This window comes from Actinotalea soli (assembly GCF_017565425.1).
Taxonomy (GTDB): Bacteria; Actinomycetota; Actinomycetes; order Actinomycetales; family Cellulomonadaceae; genus Actinotalea; species Actinotalea soli.
Genome location: NZ_JAGEMK010000002.1, coordinates 366,300 through 382,687 on the forward strand (window position 1 = coordinate 366,300; position 16,388 = coordinate 382,687).

17 protein-coding genes and 2 pseudogenes are annotated in these 16,388 nt (G+C 72.2%); 12 read left to right on the plus strand and 7 right to left on the minus strand.

Annotated elements, in window-relative coordinates; translation table 11 throughout:
- Positions 1-108 precede the first annotated feature (108 nt).
- The 5 genes and pseudogenes from J4G33_RS17035 to J4G33_RS06015 form a co-directional block, all read left to right on the plus strand.
- Positions 109-303: pseudogene (locus J4G33_RS17035) on the plus strand (RNA polymerase subunit sigma-70); the annotation flags it as partial.
- 317 nt (positions 304-620) lie between these two features.
- Positions 621-1,007: a hypothetical protein gene (locus J4G33_RS17045; protein ID WP_243758763.1), complete on the plus strand. Its 387-nt coding sequence runs from the start codon at positions 621-623 to the stop codon at positions 1,005-1,007.
- A 144-nt stretch (positions 1,008-1,151) separates the two neighbouring features.
- Positions 1,152-2,210, plus strand: coding sequence for an FAD-dependent oxidoreductase (locus J4G33_RS17415; protein ID WP_208055013.1), 1,059 nt, complete (start codon positions 1,152-1,154; stop codon positions 2,208-2,210).
- A complete protein-coding gene (locus tag J4G33_RS17420; RefSeq protein WP_208055014.1) occupies positions 2,207-2,800 on the plus strand; it encodes an FAD-binding protein in 594 nt (197 codons plus the stop codon). The genes J4G33_RS17415 and J4G33_RS17420 overlap by 4 nt, the downstream gene beginning before the upstream one ends.
- 88 nt (positions 2,801-2,888) lie before the next feature.
- Positions 2,889-3,059, plus strand: a complete 171-nt coding sequence (locus J4G33_RS06015; RefSeq protein ID WP_208055015.1) for a hypothetical protein — start codon at positions 2,889-2,891, stop codon at positions 3,057-3,059.
- A 20-nt stretch (positions 3,060-3,079) separates the two neighbouring features.
- Here J4G33_RS06015 and J4G33_RS06020 read toward each other — a convergent pair whose 3' ends face one another.
- The gene (locus tag J4G33_RS06020; RefSeq protein WP_208055016.1) at positions 3,080-4,078 is read right to left on the minus strand and encodes a helix-turn-helix transcriptional regulator; all 999 of its coding nucleotides are present in this window, start codon (positions 4,076-4,078) and stop codon (positions 3,080-3,082) included.
- Between the two features lie 85 nt (positions 4,079-4,163).
- Between J4G33_RS06020 and J4G33_RS06025 the strand changes: the two genes are divergently transcribed.
- The 6 genes from J4G33_RS06025 (at position 4,164) to J4G33_RS06050 (ending at position 9,611) form a co-directional block, all read left to right on the plus strand.
- Entirely contained in the window at positions 4,164-4,985 is an 822-nt protein-coding gene (locus J4G33_RS06025) for an NAD(P)H-binding protein (RefSeq protein WP_208055017.1), read from the plus strand.
- A 144-nt stretch (positions 4,986-5,129) separates the two neighbouring features.
- Positions 5,130-5,972: a universal stress protein gene (locus tag J4G33_RS06030; protein ID WP_208055018.1), complete on the plus strand. Its 843-nt coding sequence runs from the start codon at positions 5,130-5,132 to the stop codon at positions 5,970-5,972.
- Between the two features lie 87 nt (positions 5,973-6,059).
- Positions 6,060-6,605: an aminoacyl-tRNA deacylase gene (locus J4G33_RS06035; RefSeq protein WP_208055019.1), complete on the plus strand. Its 546-nt coding sequence runs from the start codon at positions 6,060-6,062 to the stop codon at positions 6,603-6,605.
- A gap of 54 nt (positions 6,606-6,659) precedes the next feature.
- Positions 6,660-7,085, plus strand: a complete 426-nt coding sequence (locus J4G33_RS06040) for an STAS domain-containing protein (protein WP_307793770.1) — start codon at positions 6,660-6,662, stop codon at positions 7,083-7,085.
- A 117-nt stretch (positions 7,086-7,202) separates the two neighbouring features.
- Complete coding sequence (locus tag J4G33_RS06045) at positions 7,203-8,627, plus strand: serine hydrolase (RefSeq protein ID WP_208055021.1); 1,425 nt, start codon at positions 7,203-7,205, stop codon at positions 8,625-8,627.
- 24 nt (positions 8,628-8,651) lie between these two features.
- Positions 8,652-9,611, plus strand: a complete 960-nt coding sequence (locus tag J4G33_RS06050) for an LLM class flavin-dependent oxidoreductase (protein WP_208055022.1) — start codon at positions 8,652-8,654, stop codon at positions 9,609-9,611.
- A gap of 72 nt (positions 9,612-9,683) precedes the next feature.
- Here the strand turns inward: J4G33_RS06050 and J4G33_RS06055 are convergent, their stop codons facing one another.
- On the minus strand, positions 9,684-11,894 hold the full coding sequence (locus J4G33_RS06055; protein WP_208055023.1) for a S9 family peptidase: 2,211 nt from the start codon (positions 11,892-11,894) through the stop codon (positions 9,684-9,686).
- 135 nt (positions 11,895-12,029) lie between these two features.
- Between J4G33_RS06055 and J4G33_RS06060 the strand changes: the two genes are divergently transcribed.
- Positions 12,030-13,055: a YeiH family protein gene (locus tag J4G33_RS06060; RefSeq protein WP_307793771.1), complete on the plus strand. Its 1,026-nt coding sequence runs from the start codon at positions 12,030-12,032 to the stop codon at positions 13,053-13,055.
- Positions 13,056-13,109: 54 nt separating this feature from the next.
- Here J4G33_RS06060 and J4G33_RS06065 read toward each other — a convergent pair whose 3' ends face one another.
- From J4G33_RS06065 to J4G33_RS06080, 5 genes and pseudogenes are all read right to left on the minus strand, one after another.
- Positions 13,110-13,673, minus strand: a complete 564-nt coding sequence (locus J4G33_RS06065) for a hypothetical protein (RefSeq protein ID WP_208055024.1) — start codon at positions 13,671-13,673, stop codon at positions 13,110-13,112.
- Between the two features lie 578 nt (positions 13,674-14,251).
- Positions 14,252-14,519, minus strand: a pseudogene (locus tag J4G33_RS17920) (IS3 family transposase); the annotation flags it as partial.
- A gap of 46 nt (positions 14,520-14,565) precedes the next feature.
- Positions 14,566-15,072, minus strand: coding sequence for a hypothetical protein (locus J4G33_RS06070; protein WP_208055025.1), 507 nt, complete (start codon positions 15,070-15,072; stop codon positions 14,566-14,568).
- Entirely contained in the window at positions 15,073-15,237 is a 165-nt protein-coding gene (locus J4G33_RS06075; protein WP_208055026.1) for a hypothetical protein, read from the minus strand. It abuts the gene before it with no gap.
- Between the two features lie 406 nt (positions 15,238-15,643).
- Positions 15,644-16,078, minus strand: a complete 435-nt coding sequence (locus tag J4G33_RS06080) for a hypothetical protein (protein ID WP_208055027.1) — start codon at positions 16,076-16,078, stop codon at positions 15,644-15,646.
- Positions 16,079-16,388: the final 310 nt, after the last annotated feature.

Consider the following 16,388-nt stretch of genomic DNA (forward strand, 5'->3'; position numbering starts at 1 on the left):
TAGGCCCCCCGGGTGACACCTGTGTGAACTTGAGCGCCCCGGTCCTCGGACGCGACGGTTGGCGCAGCGCGTCCGACACACTCGACCCCGTGGCGGACAGGTAGAGGTATGAGCGACGGACCAGGCGCCCCGGAGCGGGAGCGCACCTTCAGATCGCTGTACGAGGCGGTGTACGCGGACCTCGTGCGCTTCGTGCAGCGGCGGATCCATCCCGACCACGCCGAGGACGTCGTCGCCGAGGCCTTCCTCGTCGTGTGGCGTCGTCTCGACGACCTGCCCCGGTCCGAGGACGACGCCCGCGCGTGGGTCTTCGGTGTCACGCGCAACCTGCTGCTCAACGACCACCGTGGCGAGCAGCGTCGTCGCGCACCGGGGGGTCCGCCTGGCGGACGTCACGACGCTCTCCGCCCCGGACGAGGTCGACGGGGTCGCCAGCCAGGTGGATCTGACCAGGGCGTGGCGCCGCCTGCCCGACACCCACCAGGAGGCCCTCGCCCTCGCGGTGTTCGACGGGCTCGACGCGCCGCGCGCCGCTGCCGTGCTCGGCATCTCACCGGTCGCGTTCCGCCTGCGCCTGAGCCGGGCCCGCCGGGCCCTGCGCCTCCACCTCCTGGACCACCGTGCTGCTCGCAGACCCGGACGGGTTCTCGGCCCTGTGCGTCACGGACGAGTCGGCGGGCCTGTTCACCGCCGGGATGATCGGGTCCATCGGGACCCCCGCCGACGACGCCCCTCCCGGCCCCCGCGAGCTGGTCGCCACCGACCTCGGTGCGGGGACCATGAGCGCCGGTGACATCTCCCTGGTGGCCGGGACCGCCGGGGCCGAGGTCGTCGCGGTGGCGTACCGCAGCACGACGCACGGCGAGGTGCACGCGACCGTGAACGGCGGGCACTTCGCGCTCTGGTTCCCTGGCGACGAGCTCCGCGACGGGGCGACCGAGGGAGTCCAGCTCGAGGCGACGTTCCGTGACGGGTCCACGGCGACCGCAGTGCTCACTCTCACGTGAGGACCCCGCCGAGCACCACTGGCACCCAGGACAACTGACACCCAGGACCACCGACCCTCGCCGTCCAGCCCCGGCGGTGCCAGGCTCGGGGTCGGGACGAGTCTGCCGCGTCCCATCGCTCCGCAACGGTGAGGAGAGAGTCCGATGGATGAGTTCGACGTCGTCGTGGTCGGTTCGGGGACGGGGATGGCGGCCGCGCTCGCGGCGGTCGACGCCGGGATGTCGGTGCTCCTGGTGGAGAAGGGGCCGACGGTGGGCGGCTCGACGGCCTTGTCGGGCGGTGGGTTCTGGATCCCCGGCAACTCGATCCTGCGGGAGAGCGGACAGCGCGAGGACCCCGAGCGGTTGCAGGCCTACCTGCGTGCCGTGACCCGCGGTGAGGTCGAGGACGAGCGGTGGCAGACGCACATCGACGAGGGCCCGGCGGCGGTCGACATGATCCGGCGCCTCACGCCGTTGTCCTTTCAGTTCATGGCCGAGTACGCCGACTACTTCCCCGAGCTCGAGGGCGGGTCGGCCACGGGCCGTGCCTGCGAGCCCAAGCCCTTCGACGCCAAGACCCTCGGTGTGCACCGCGACAAGATCATCGCCCCGGCGCTCGCCGCGCCCTTCCCGATGCCGATCACCTCCCGCGGCTACAAGTGGCTCAACCTAGTCGCGCGCTCGCCGCGCGGTGTCCTCACGGCCGCGCCTCTGGTGGGTCTCGGTCTCGGCGGGCTGGCCCTCAAGCGGGAGTACGTCGCAGGTGGCCAGGCCCTCGCCGCGGGGATGCTGGCCGGTCTGCTGGCCCGTCGCATCCCCATCTGGACCGGCACCGCCCTCAAGGACCTGAGCCTCGAGGACGGGCGCGTGGTCGGAGTCGTGCTGGACCAGGACGGCACCGACCTGATGGTGCGGGCGAGGCGCGGGGTGATCCTCGCCTCGGGCGGTTTCGACCGGAACCCCGCGATGCGCAAGGAGTACCAGTCGGACGTCGTCGACGGCTCGTGGAGCTTGGGGACTCCCGGCGACACCGGAGAGGTCATCCAGATCGCGCAGGGTCACGGTGCGGACCTGGCGTTCATGGACGCGGCATGGTGGTTCCCCGCGATCCCCGTGCCCGGCCCCATGCCCGGTGTCCTGCTGGCGGAGCGTTCCCTGCCCGGCCAGATCATCGTGAACGGCCACGGCCACCGGTTCATGAACGAGCGATCAACTACATGAGTGCCGGGCAGATCATCACGGCCAAGCACAGGCCCGAGGATCCGCACGTCCCTGCGTGGCAGGTCTTCGACCAGCGCTACCGCAACCGGTACCTGTACGGCGGCGGGCTGTTCCCCCGGCAACCCCTGCCCCAGGAGTGGTACGACGCCGGCATCGCCATGAAGGCCGACTCGATGGACGGGCTCGCGGCCGCCCTCGGCATGCCTGACCTGCCCTTGACCGTCGAGCGGTTCAACCTCCTGGCGAACGCGGGGCGTGACGACGACTTCGGTCGCGGCGACTCGGCCTACGACCGCTACTACGGCGACCCGTCGGTGACACCCAACCCCTGCCTGGGGCCGATCGACCGCGGCCCGTTCTACGCGGTGCAGGTGGTCCCTGGTGATCTGGGGACCTGCGGCGGGGTGCGCGCCGACCGGTACGCCCGAGCGCTACGCCCGGACGGTTCGCCGATCGACGGGCTGTACGCGATCGGCAACGCGGCAGGCAACGCGTTCGGCAGGGTCTACCCCGGGCCCGGGGCGACCGTCGGCCAGGGCATCACCTTCGGCTACGCGGCCGCCCGGCACGCCGCGGGCCGGCTGGGGTAGGGCCGGCGTCGCCCCTGGTCCGCGTCTTCGAGGCCCCTTGCTCGGCAGAAGGCCGCCGCTAGTGTTCGAGCGGGCGAGAGGAGCGCGTATGACCGACCACCTGGATCCGCAGGCCCCAGCCGTCGCGGTGGGTCTCGGGGTGCTGTCGGTCGTGGCGCTGCTCGAGCGCGGGGGGCTCACGTCCTCGGTGATCCTGCTCGCGATCGTCGCGTCCTACGTCGTCGTTGGCGCACGCACGTACCTGGCCCTGCGGGGCTGACCCCCTCGAGGCCGCTCCCCTCACACCGCCGGCGGAGCCTCCCGCGTGAGCTCCGCGGCACGGGTGAACCGGCGTCCCCAGTCGGCGACGAGGTCGACGAGCTCGGGCGGGGCGACCACCTCGAAGTCGGCACCGACGGCTCCGAGCATCATCGCCGGCCAGTCGAGGCTGTCGGTGCTCATCCGCAGCCGGCAGCGGTCGTCGTCGAGGTCCTCGACAGTGCCCCAGCGGTCGGCCTCCGACCGCACGGTGGCGCCGGGCGCGTGCACGAGGACGTCGACCGAGTAGCGCTGCGGGAGGGTCTCGATCCCTGCGCGGACGAAGGCTGCGGCGTCCTCGGCGGGGAGCTCGCGGGGCCGGAAGCGGACCCCGGAACGGTGGGGTTCGCTGATGCGGTCCAGGCGGAAGCTGCGCCAGTCGTGCCGGGTGAGGTCGTAGGCGACGAGGTACCAGCGGCGCCCGAGCGAGACCAGGCGGTGCGGTTCCACCTGACGCACCGTCCTCTCGCCGGACCTGGCGGCGTAGCTCACGTCGAGGCGTTCGTCGTCACGGCAGGCCTGAGCCACCGTCACCAGGAGGTCGGGGTCGACCATCGTCTCCCCGGGTGGGCCGGGGGCGCCGGGTCCCCATGTCCCGCGGACCGTCACCGCTCGCAGGGCCTCCACCCGGTGCCGCAGCCGCGCAGGCATGACCTGCACCACCTTGGCCAGGGCCTGGACCGCGGCCTCCTCGATCCCGGCGATCGATCCGTGCGCTGCGGTCTGCAGGCCGACGGCGATCGCGACGGCCTCCTCGTCGTCGAGGACCAGCGGAGGCAGGGCCGCCCCCGTCGCGAGCTGGTACCCGCCGCCGACGCCCCGGTCGGCGTCGACCGGGTACCCGAGGTCCCGCAGCCGGTCGACGTCGCGGCGCAGGGTCCGAGGGCTGACCTCGAGCCGGGTGGCCAGCTCGTGCCCGGGCCAGTACCGGTGGTTCTGCAGGAGGGCGAGGAGCTGCAGCATCCGTGCGCTCGTGGACATCCCGTCACGCTACCGAGGATTGAGGTCATCAACTGACCGGAATCCGCTGGATCGTGGAGGACATCACGACACCGAGGAGCCAGACATGACCATCCTGATCACCGGGGCGACGGGCACCGTCGGCCGCCACCTCGTCCAGCAGCTCACGGAGGCCGGCCACGAGGTCCGCGCCCTGACCCGGGACCCCGCCACGGCAGAGCTGCCGGCCGGCGTCGAGGTCGTCGCCGGGGACCTGACCGACCCCGCGACCCTGCCGCTGGCCTTCGACGGCGTCACCGCGGTGCACCTGATCACCTTCGGTGGAAGCGACGGGGCTCCGTTGACCACCGGGGCGGAGCTGGTCCGGCTCGCGTCCCGGGCCGGGGTGCGACGCGTCACGGTGCTCGGGGGGTGGGAGGAGAGCACGGTCGAGCCGGCCCTGCGCGCGAGCGACCTCGGGTGGACGTCGCTCGAACCGGTCGAGTTCATGTCCGGTGCCCTGGAGTGGGTCGGCTCCGTCCGGGAGCACGGTGCGGTGCGACTCATGGCCGGGTGGGCGAGCGCCGTCGTGCACGAGGCCGACATCGCGGCTGTCGCGAGGGTGGCCCTCACCGAGGACGGGCACGCCGGCATGACCTACCCGATCACCGGGCCGCAGGCCCTGACCCCTGCCGAGAGGGCCCGTCTCCTCGGCACAGCCGCAGGGCGGCACATCGGCTTCGAGCAGCTCACGGAGGAGCAGGAACGAGAACGGCTGCGCGCCTACGGGTACCCCGAGGAGTACGTCGAGTTCGGCATCCAGCTCGCCACCCAGCCACCCGAGCAGGCCGCCGTGGTGCACCCGACGGTCGAACGGGTCACCGGCCGGGCCGCCCGCACCTTCGCCCAGTGGGCGCAGGAGCACGCCGACGCGTTCCGTGGTGCCTGAGGCGCGGGGTCGCCGTCGTGCCGGGGACCATCGGCCCTGGCCCCGGCCCACCCCTCAGGAGGAGCCTGGGAGGGCAGCGAGTCGGTGCGGGTCCCCGCACCCCCACATGGTCGTGCGCCCGCCCCGCGCGGGAGGAGGACGGCCATGTCCCGGACCATCATCGTGGGCGTCGAGGGGGGCACCTCGAGCCATGACGCCGTGCTGTGGGCGGCCCACGCCGCACACGACCGTGGCGAGGAGCTCGTGCTCGTCCACGCCACCGGGTTCCCGACCATCGCGGTCGAGCTGTACGACGACGCCGTGCAGCAGGGCGCCCGGAACCTCCTGGCCCAGGAGGCCCAACGGGTGCGCGAGGCGGTGCCGATCGTCCCGCGGATCGTGCTCGACCCGAGGCGTCCGGCCCACGCCCTGTGCGACCGCTCGCACGACGCGGACCTCGTCGTCGTCGGCTCGCACCCGTTGACGCCCCTCGAGAGGGTGATCATCGGCTCGTTGAGCTACCAGGTGGCGGCCGGGTCCTTCTGCCCGGTGATCGTCGTCCCGCACCTGCCCGACCCATCTGCCACCCGGGTGGTGGTCGGGGTGGACGGGTCGCCCGACTCCGTCGCTGCCGTGGCCTTCGCCGCGGCCGAGGCGGACCGGGCCGGCGCCGAGCTGCACGTGGTCCACACCTGGGAGCAGCCCGCGGTCTACGTGTCGGTCGAGTACCTCGCCGGGGGGTTCGACGAGCAGATGATCGAGAACGAGCAGGTGGTGCTCGCCGAGTCCGTCGCGGGGCTCGCCGAGCAGTACCCGGACCTCGTCGTCGAGCAGCACCTGGTCCAGGGGCAGCCGGCCACGGCGCTGATCGAGGCGGCTCAGGGGGCCAGGCTCCTCGTCGTCGGGACCCACGGTCGGCACGGCGTCGCGCGGATGCTGCTGGGGTCGGTCGCGCACACCGTGGTGCTGCACGCGCCGTGCCCCGTGGCCGTGGTGCGCATCCGTTGAGTGCCGAGCGCCGGGCGCCGAGTGTCCGTCGTCACTTCACCCCCACCGGGGTTGCGGGCCTGGACCTGGGTGGGGTGAAGTTGACCCGTGGACGACGGCGTACCGGAACCCGAGGCGCGGGCGCTCGCGGCCCTCGAGGCCAGCGGGCTGCGGCACCGCATCCTGCGGCACGGTCCGGTGAGCAGCCTCGCCGAGGCGGCCAAGGCCCGTCGGGTGAGCCCCGCCCACCTGGTGAAGTCCCTCGTGGTGCGTCGCGGCGAGGAGGACTACCTCTTCGTGCTCGTGCCGGGGGACCGGACCATCTCCTGGCCCAAGCTGCGCGAGACCCTGGGCGTCTCACGCCTGTCCATGCCCGACGCCGCGACCGCCCGGGACGTCACCGGCTACGAGCGCGGCACCATCACCCCCTTCGGCTCGACCCACCCGTGGCCGGTGGTCGCCGACGCCCGGGTCCCCGGGCACCCGGTGTCGATCGGTGCGGGGGGCCACGGGGTGGCCGCGACGGTCGACGGCAGCAAGCTGGTCCTGGCCCTGGGGGCGACCGTGGCCGACGTGACCGATTCCGAGGGCGGGCCGCCGGACGAGCCCGCGGATCGCCCCGGACCGGGAACATCCGAGCCCTCCCGCACGTAGTACCCAGAGGTGGGTCTGATCTTGCGCCCCACCGTCACGACGATGAGAGGTTCCGTGGACCCCCACGATCAGCAGTCCGACCAGCCCCTGCCCGGGAGCGTCGCGGTGCGGCACGACGAGCAGGGCTCGGTGGTCACGTTGCGCGGCGAGGTCGACGCCTCCCTGCGCGACGACGCCGGTCTCACCATGGCTGCCGTGCTCGCCCACGGCGGCCCTGTCCTGGTCGAGATGTCCGGCGTGACCTTCATCGACTCCTCGGGCCTGGCCTTCGTCATCCAGCTGCACCGCCTGGGCGTCGAGGACGAGACCCAGCCCTGCACCCTGCTGAACCCGCCGGACCTGGTCCTGGAGATGCTCGAGATGGTCGGGCTCGGCGGGGAGATCCCGCTGGCCTTCACCCCGGGGGACGGCGATCCTGAGGACCCGTGGGCGGGCATCGCGGCCGCCGAGGCCGAGGATCTCGCCTCCTCGACCGCGTAGCCGTTCGACCGCATAGCCGTTCGACCGCACGGCCGTTCGACCGCACAGCCGCTCGACCGCGTCGAGGGGTGCGGCCCGACGGTTCGGCAGCAGCACAGACACAGCAGGGGGCCAGGGATGACGCACCGCACGACGACCACGCTCCGAGGGGTGGCGGTCGCCGTCGGGCTGGCGCTCCTCGTCGGGTGCACCTCGACCGAGCCCGACCCTGAGCCCACGGATCCTGCTCCCACGAGCACGGCGGAGCCCGAGCCCGGGCCCGAGGAGGTCGCCCTCCCGGACCACGCCGCCGGGCGGGCCGCCGCCTGGGTCATGAGCCTGCTCGACGACGAGCCGGGGGCGCCGCTGCCCGAGGCCGAGGAGCGCTTCGCCCCGGAGTTCCTCGAGGAGCTGCCCGTCGAGGCCCTCGCCGAGGTGATCGACCAGCTGCGGACCTTCGGGCCGTGGACGGTCACCGCGGTCGAGGGCACCGAGAGCGAGCTCGTGGCCCGGATCGAGGGGGTGCAGTCCTTCGACCTGCAGCTCTCCCTCGACGAGGACGAGCTCATCCAGGGCCTGTTCTTCGCCACCCCGGCCCCGGACCGTGAGCCCGCGGCCTCCTGGGAGGAGCTCGTCGAGGAGGTCGAGGACCTGCCGGGCTCGGTGTCGATGCTGGTCGCCCGGCCCGCGGACCAGGGCTGCGTCGCCCTCGACGGCGGCCCGGCGGGTCCTGTCGGCTCGGCCGCGGGGGAGCAGCTGCCGGTCGGCTCGGTCGCCAAGCTGTACGTGCTCGGCGCCGTGGTCGAGGCCGTCGAGGCCGGTGACCTGGCTTGGGACACGGACCTCACGCTGACCGACGACCTGCGCTCCCTGCCCTCCGGGGAGCTCCAGGAGGAGCCCGCGGGCACCACGGTCACGGTCGAGGCCGCCGCCGAGGCGATGATCTCGATCAGCGACAACACCGCGACCGACCTGCTCATCGACGCCGTCGGGCGCGAGCAGGTCGAGGCTGCCCTCACGTCCATGGGGCACAGCGACCCGGCGGCCAACACCCCGTTCCCGAGCACCCGCGAGCTCTTCCAGCTCGGCTGGGGCGGAGGTGCCGAGCTGCGCAACCAGTGGCGCGACGCGGGGACCGAGGAGCGCCGTGCCCTCCTCGAGGAGCTGCCCGACGGCGAGATCGACATCGACGTCGTCGAGGTCACCCGGGCGACGGTGTGGCACCGCGACGTCGACTGGTTCGCGACCGCGGAGGACCTCTGCCTGGCCCATGCCGCTCTCGCCGAGCTCGCCGGCACCGAGGCGGGCGCGCCCGTGCGGGACATCCTCGCCCTGAACCCCGGCGTGGTGCCGGCCGACGCGGGCGCTCCCGCCTACCTGGCCTTCAAGGGTGGCAGCGTCACGGGCGTCATGGCCGGGGCCTGGTACGCCGAGGACGCGGAGGGCGACCCGGTGGTCGTCACCCTCCAGTCCGCCTCGCGCGACCCCGCGGGCGGGCTGCCGGTGACGACGATGGTCGGCATCGCCACGGACGCGCTGCGCCTCGCGCTCCAGGACGACTGAGGAATCACGAACGAGGGAGAACCCATGTCCGACACCCGTGCCGTCGGGGTGATGCTGCCCCGTGACCTGCCGGCCGCCGTCGTGCTCGACTACGCCCGCCGCGCCGAGAGCCTCGGGTTCGACGAGCTCTGGGTCGTCGAGGACCTCGGCTTCCGCGGGGGTGTCGCGCAGGCCGCCGCGGTGCTCGCCGTGACCGAGCGCATCCGGGTCGGCGTCGGCGTGCTCCCCGCCGCCGTGCGCAACGCCGCCTTCACCGCGATGGAGGTCGCGACCCTCGCCCAGCTCTTCCCCGGCCGGGTCGACGTCGGCATCGGTCACGGCATGCCGGGCTGGATGCGGTCGGTCGGGGCCTGGCCGGCGAGCCCGCTGCGCCTCCTCGAGGACCACCTGCGCAGCGTCCGGGCCCTGCTGGGAGGGGACGCCGTCGAGGGCGGCCACGGGTACGTCGAGGCCGAGGGGGTGCGCCTCGAACCGAGCGCCGTCCCTGCGGTCGCCCCCCGGGTGCTCGCCGGCGTGCGCGGCCCCCGCTCCCTGGCCCTGGCTGGCCGGGCGGCCGACGGGACGGTCCTCGCCGAGCCCTGCGCCCCCGAGTACATCCGCCAGGCGATCGCGCAGATCGATGCGCCCGGCCCGCACCGGGTGGTGACCTACGACGTCGCGGCCGTGGACGAGGACGGCGCCGCGGCGCGGGACGTAGTGCGGGGCGGGCTCGAGTGGATTGGTGAGACCGACTGGTCCCCGCACCTGGACCCGCTGCCCTTCGCCGAGGAGTTCCGTGCCCTGCGCGCACGGTCGGTGACCCGCGAGGAGTTCGTCGCGGCGATGCCCGACGCCTGGGTGCAGCGGCTCGCCCTCGCCGGAACCCCGGCCGAGGTGCGCGGGCAGATCGACGCCCGCCACGAGGCCGGGGCCACCGTGGTCGTCATGGTGCCCATCGGGCCCGACCCGATGGCGGCGCTGGAGGCTGTGGCGCGGGTGCTCTGAGCGCCCCCGTCGCCGGACCGCTCACGGCGCGGGCGACCGGGGTGGTCGCCCGCGCCGGGTGAGCGTGGCGGGTCAGCCCAGGGAGTCGGGAAGCTCCGGGGCGCCCTGGCCCAGCACGTGCTCGGCGAGGAACCCGCTGACCACCTGGTACCAGACCTTGGCGTGCTGGGGGCTGAGGATCCAGTGGTTCTCGTCCGGGTAGTACAGGAACCGGTGGGCCGTGCGGCCCTCGTCGTCGGCGGCGAGCTTGGAGGAGGAGAGCAGCTCGTACCAGAGACGCAGGCCCTCGCCGATCGGGACGCGGTAGTCCTTGTCGCCGTGGACCACGAGCATCGGGGTGGCGATGTTCTCGACGTTGGCGTGCGGGGAGTACTTCGCCGCCATCTCGGGGGTCATCTCGCGGCCCCAGTAGAACGAGGCGTCGGTGGTGGGGCCGAACTGGTCCAGGGCCCACAGGCTCGCGTGGGTGACGATCGCCTCGAAGCGGTCCGTCTGCCCCGCGACCCAGTTGGCCATGTACCCGCCGAAGGAGCCGCCCATCGCCGCGGTGCGGGTCTCGTCGATCTCGGGACGGGCCACCGTGGCGTCGGTGATGGCCATGAGGTCGGTGTAGGGCTCGGCGCCCCAGCGACCCCAGCCGCGCTGGATGAACTCCTGGCCGTACCCGGTGGACAACGCCGGGTCGGGCAGCAGCACGGCGTAGCCCTGGGCGACCAGCAGCCACGGGTTCCAGCGCCAGGACCACGAGTTCCACGAGCCGAGCGGCCCGCCGTGGATCCACAGCAGCAGCGGGGCGGGGTGCTCGGCGTCGGCGGCGTCGGGCAGGGCGAGCCAGCCACGCACCTCGGTGCCCTCGCCGCCGTCCGCCACCGGGGCGCCGTCGGGCCCCACGAGGGTGCGGACCTCGGTCAGGGTGCCCGGCAGGGTGGGCGGCGGGGCCGGTGCGCGCAGCACGGTCACGGTGCCGCGCGGGCGGTGCTCCTCGCTGACCAGGTGGATCCGCACGGGGTGCGCGGGGGCCAGGTAGGAGGCGCGCATGGCGTAGACCACCGAGGCGTCGGGGGCCACCTGCAGGTCGGTGTAGGTGTAGTCGTCCTGGGTGAGCTGCTCGACGGTGTCGGCCTCGAGGTCGATCGCGAAGACCGGGCCGCGGCCGTCCTGGTCGGCGGTCACCAGCAGGCCCGAGCCGTCGGGGAGCCACTGGGTGCAGCTGGTCCAGCGGTCCCAGTGCGCGACGACAGGGCTCGGCTCGGCGCCCTCGACGTCCAGGGGCAGCAGGTGCAGGGTGCGGCGCGGAGCCTCGGTCGGGCTCGAGACGGACTCGCGGACGAAGACCACCGCGGCGCCGTCGGGGGAGATGACCGGGTCCCCCAGGTCGGCCGACGGGTCGTCGACCAGGACCGTGCGCTGCTGGGTGTCGAGGTCGATGCGCACCAGGATGCTGCGGTGCGCGCCCTTGGCCTCAGGCACCTGCCAGGTCGAGACGACGAAGGAGCCCGCGGGGGACAGGTCGTAGTCGGCGTTGCGCAGGGCGTGGCCCGGGGCGGGGGTCAGGTCGGTGACCTTGAGGTGCTCGATGCTCTGGCTCGCCACCTCGACGGACCGGGCGACGTCGTCCCCGGTGCGGAAGTGCCAGCCGAGCAGGTGCGGGGCGTCGGGGCCGAGGTCGTGGTCCCAGTACCGCACGGGGTAGCCGTCGTGCAGGATCGCCGAGACCTTGCGCTCCTTGCGGCCCTTGCGGAGCTTCTCGTCCGAGGGGCCGTCGGTCGCGCTGGGCAGCATGTCGGTCGCGAAGACCACCGCGGCCGAGGAGCGCGCGGTGCGCACGCCCTGCACGCCACCGGGGCGGGTCGCGACGATGCGCGCCTCGCCACCGCCCGCGGGCAGCACCCACAGGGCCGGCTTGTCGAGGGGCTTCTCGGCGTCCTCGGGGGCGTCGGCGTTGGGGCGCGAGGAGGTGAAGAGCAGGTCGCCGTCGGGGGTGAACGCGGCCCCGGACTCGCCCTGGGCGCTCCGCGTCAGACGGCGGGCCGGCCGGGCGCGGGTCGGGTAGACCTCCCACAGGGCGGTGTGGACCTTGGTCGCGTCGTGGTTGACGGTCGACACCTGGGTGACCAGGCGCGAGCCGTCAGGGGAGAGCACCAGGCCGGACATCCGCGGCAGGGCCACGTACTCGTCGAGGTCGTGGAAGGCCGTGGTGAGGGTGGGGAAGGTGCCGTCCTCCTCCGAGGTTGTGCCCGGGACGAGCCGCAGCCCGGGACCGTTCTCGTGGGTGGACGTCATCTGTACCTCCGGTGTGCGACGGGCAGGGCTGCGTTCTGTATCGGCGCGCACGGGCCAGCCTTGACCTCGTGCGCTGGATCTCACCCGGAATCCTGCCACCTCGGCGAGGGCCGTGGGTGCGCGAGACTGACCGTCGTGCGCCCCCTCCTGCCCGGCCTCGGGCTCCTGGTCCTCGCGGCCGCGGCGAGCCTCCTGGTCGCCGCGCCCTTCCCTGCGGTCTCGGCCCTGCTGGTCGCGATCGTGCTCGGGGTGGTGCTGCGCAACGCCCGGCTGCTGCCCGCCGTCGGCGTGCCGGGGGTGGTGTGGTGGTCCAAGAAGCTGCTGCGCACCGGCATCGTGCTGCTGGGCCTGCAGCTCTCGATCCCCGCGGTGCTGGCCCTGGGCGTGGGCGGGGTGCTCGTGGTGGTCGTGACCGTCGCGGTGACCTTCGCCGCGACCCTCCTGCTGGGCCGGCTGCTGCGCGTCCCGGGACCGATGACCCTGCTGATCGCGACCGGCTTCTCGATCTGCGGGGCCGCGGCCGTCGCGGCGATGTCCGCCGTGGTCGACCCCGACGGCGAGCGCGAGGAGGACACCGCGACGGCGATCGCCCTGGTCACCCTGTTCGGCACCGTGACCCTCGTGGCCCTGCCGCTGCTGGTCCCGGTGCTCGGCATGGACGACCGCGCCGCCGGGCTGTGGATCGGGGCGAGCGTGCACGAGGTCGCCCAGGTGGTGGCCGCGGGCGGGCTGGTCTCGAGCGTGGCCCTGAGCGCCGCGACCCTGACCAAGCTGGGGCGCGTCGTGCTGCTCGCTCCACTCGTCGCGGGGGTGGGGGTGGCCCGACGGCGGACTGGGGTTGGCTCGAGGGGGAACGGTGAGGTGGGCGAGGGCGCAGCGACCGGGAGGCCAGCGCGGTCCCGACCGCCGCTCGTGCCGTTGTTCGTGGCGGGGTTCCTCGTCATGGTCGCGGTGCGCTCGACGGGCTGGGTGCCCGCCGGGGTGCTGGACGTCGCGCAGCTCGTGACGACGGCGCTGCTGACCGCGGCGATGGTCGGCCTGGGGACGGGGGTCGACGTTGCGCGGCTGGTGCGGACCGGGGGGCGGGCCGCGGTGCTCGGCGCGGGCTCGACCCTCGTCGCGGCGGGGGTGGCCGGAGGTCTGGTGCTCGCGGTCTCCTGACCGGCGGCACCTGGGCCACGGCGCCGGCCCTGCCTGGTCGTCGGGGTCTCGTTCCTACTGAAGGGGCAGGACAGCCTGGTCGCCTTCGAATCGAGGTGTGATCCCTTGGGTCGTGAGCCAGTTGACCAGGCGGGCACGGCTGGTTGCGTTGTACTTGACGAAGCTCATGATCTGAAGGGTCGTCGCGTCTTGGGTGAGGCACAGCCGCTGGACGCCGTAGCTGTAGACCTGGAAGGCGGGCGGCTCGTCGACGAGCCGAACAGTGATCTCACCAGGCTCTAAGGTGACTCGCTGCTCCGGGTGGCCGAGCATCCCCCACGGACTGGCTAGCACGACCCTGCCGCGCGCCGTGGGGCGCCCGTACAGGCTCGCGATGAGGCCGAGACCGACCGCGATCTGGACTACCGCGAAGGTCAAGAACGCAAGAGCGCACAGCGCGCCCACTACTACGAAGACGGCCTTGGCGGTTGGGTCGGCGTACGCGCGAGCGGCGTCAGGGTTCTGGAGAATCCACGGCACTGCGCCGACGAAGATACCGAGGACGATGGCACCGAAGGCGGGAAAGATGAGCGTCTTCGCAGCCCTCGGGCGCGCGCTAATCAACCTGGTGTACCTCATGCTCCCCTCCTTGCCTTGTACCGTGCGGGCTCACCATCATCCGGAGGGAAGAAGCGCGCGCGCGAACTAGTTGCTGATGATCAATGTTGCGACTAGGACCACGCTGATGATTGGAAGCGCAGTGAGCCTTCGACGCCGGTTGGGGTCCCTGCTGACGCTCCGCCGAGACACGTCGCTGGAGTCGCCGCGGATACGCCTGAGCGGATATCGAACGGCGACGAACACTACGCTAGCGGCCACGAGGGCAGCGACGGTAGATGCCAGCGGTTCGTCAGCTGTGCGCGCGGCAAGTGCGCCGGCGATGACGAGCGCGAGGGGCGAGAACCACCACGTCCAGCGGTACACCAACGGCGGACCTGTGACGCCGTAGGGGCCTGCGTGAGTGACGGTCTCCCATGCTGCTGCAAGGCCCACGAGAACCAAGGCTTCGATCATCGTTTCACCACCTGCCGCAGAAGTCCCAGAGTCGGTCGAGCCCCCATACTGCCGTCTCGGCCTCGCCAACGAGTCACCGCCAGAACGTTCGCCTCGCGTCGTTGGCGTGGCGGGACAGGTGGGGACTGCTGCAGGTCTAGCTCCGGGTCGTCGAGGTGGGCGTCGAACGGCACGTTGGCCAGGTATGCCTCCTCGAGCTTGCGGGCGGTCACCGGTGCGGCGAGCCACCGGTAGTAGGGCTGTCTGGCGAGCTTGAGGACCCGGCACGTCACCGCGACGGGGATCCCGTCACCGGCGAGCTCATCACGAGCGGACCGATCGCTTTCCCGGCAGATGCGCCTGGGCGCAGTAGGCCGCCGCTCGGCGCAGAATCTCACTCTCCTGCTCCAGCAGCCGGGTGCGGTGCAGCAGACCCGGACGCTACCAGTTCCGGTGGACAATCTGTTCTCACTAGAAACTAGAGCCCTACGTTCAGGAAGAAGAGGGCGAAGAGAGCGCAGGGTGGTGCGGCGAGAACGAAGTCGGTTGCTCCGGGTTGCGACCCACGGGAGGGCGCAAGCCGCTGCTGCCGGAGATCGCGGCGGGCCAAGATCCAGCGCACCGACCACACGCAGCCGACGGCAAGGACTGGCGCCGTCATTAGGGCAAAAAGTAGTCGCATGATCGAAACAACTGCGTCGCCTCCCGTGACTTCGAGCGCCGCAGCTCCGACGAGCGCGATGATGATCGTGATGGCCGTACCGAAAGCAACAGCCACACTTGCCAATATCCCCAGCAGCTCCGCACGCTGGTGCATATCAGGTTCGTTCCCTAAGGAGCGCGTGAGGGCGGCGTCGGCCGCCTCTCGCGCGGTCTTCTCTCCGGACCGGACCTGACTATTGCGCCGGAAGAAGGGTTTGACGACGAGGCGCGCACAAGACCAGACGAAACTCTCCGGACGGACGGGGTGATAGGGGCGTGTCATCTACTTGCCCTGCAGGGTGCAAAGAGGTTGGACTGCTGTGAAAGGTGCGGTGAGGCCCCATATCCACGCGTCGGCGGGGATGCTGGTCGTGTCCAGGGTCACCGCCAGGACGGTCAGCGCGGAGAGCAGGTGGGCGGTCCAGGCTCGACCGTTGATCGCGAACACGTATCCCCCTGCGTCAGCCAGAGCGGGATATCAGGTGCTGTGTGGCTCCTACAGCGCGCGTAGCGCTGGTCAAGTACCGCGTGGCCCTTCGCGCCACCAGGCGCGCTCGTCGTCGTGCTCCCCCGCTGGTCGCTAGTGCGACCGCTTGGACCGTAGAGCCCACGCCAGGTCTGTAGGGGTGACGATGCTGATCTTCACCCAGATGGCTCTGAGAACGAGGCGAACAGCACCTCGGGAGGAGGAGCACGATCCCCCGGGACCCGTAGTGGGAGTACAGGTCGGGTAGATGGCGCCACCGGCACACACCACAGCCTCTACGGAAGCCGGGGCAGTTCAGTGAGATGAGCCACGAAGTCTGACGGCAGAGTGCCATGAGACACGGGTCGGCGGTAGGTCCCGTCGGAACCTAGGCGCCGACGTGTGTCACGGCAGCGGCGAGGATGGCGATGCCCACGAGAATCCCGACCGCCTGACGCCGCCACGCTGCCGCGTCTCGGATGGGTACGGGTACCGCGGCCCGCATCGTCGCCAGCCACTGGGGCACCCAGAGGTCTTCAGCTCGCGCAGGGCGCCAGTGCCAGGAGAGTGTCGCCTCGATGATGGTGACGACGAGAAGCAAGGTGACGATCGGAGGGTTCGTGCGTAGCGCCCAACCTGCGCCAGCGCCGGCAGCCACGAGCAACAGTGGGCTGACCCACCATGTGACCCGAGACAGCTTCCGGAATGTGGTGTCGCTCGGTATCGGCGAGATTCCGCGGACCATACCTCCGGCGATGAACTCGAAAGCCAGGGCGAGAAGTACCAGCGTCAGAGCCCAGTCGAACCAGTCGATCGGGATCATCACCTGCACTCCGAGTATGCGAGGACGCCGAGTTCGTAGGCTCCCACCGCGCCGCGAGCAGCGATTCTGGATCTGGCCGCGACGTGGGCACCAGAGAGCATGGTACGACCGAGCCCAAGGCCCGACGTAGGAGCGCCTGTCCGGAACCCGCGGCCACCGTCCTCGGCCAGCCGTGTGGCGCGGCCCTCGTCGGTGACGTCGGGCAGCGGGTTCCACCACCAGGGCGGTTCCTCCAGGGCGATGGCGCGGGGGTCGAGCACCCGCTCCGGACCGGCCGCGCCTTCTCGAGGTCACCCGCACAGATCCGGGG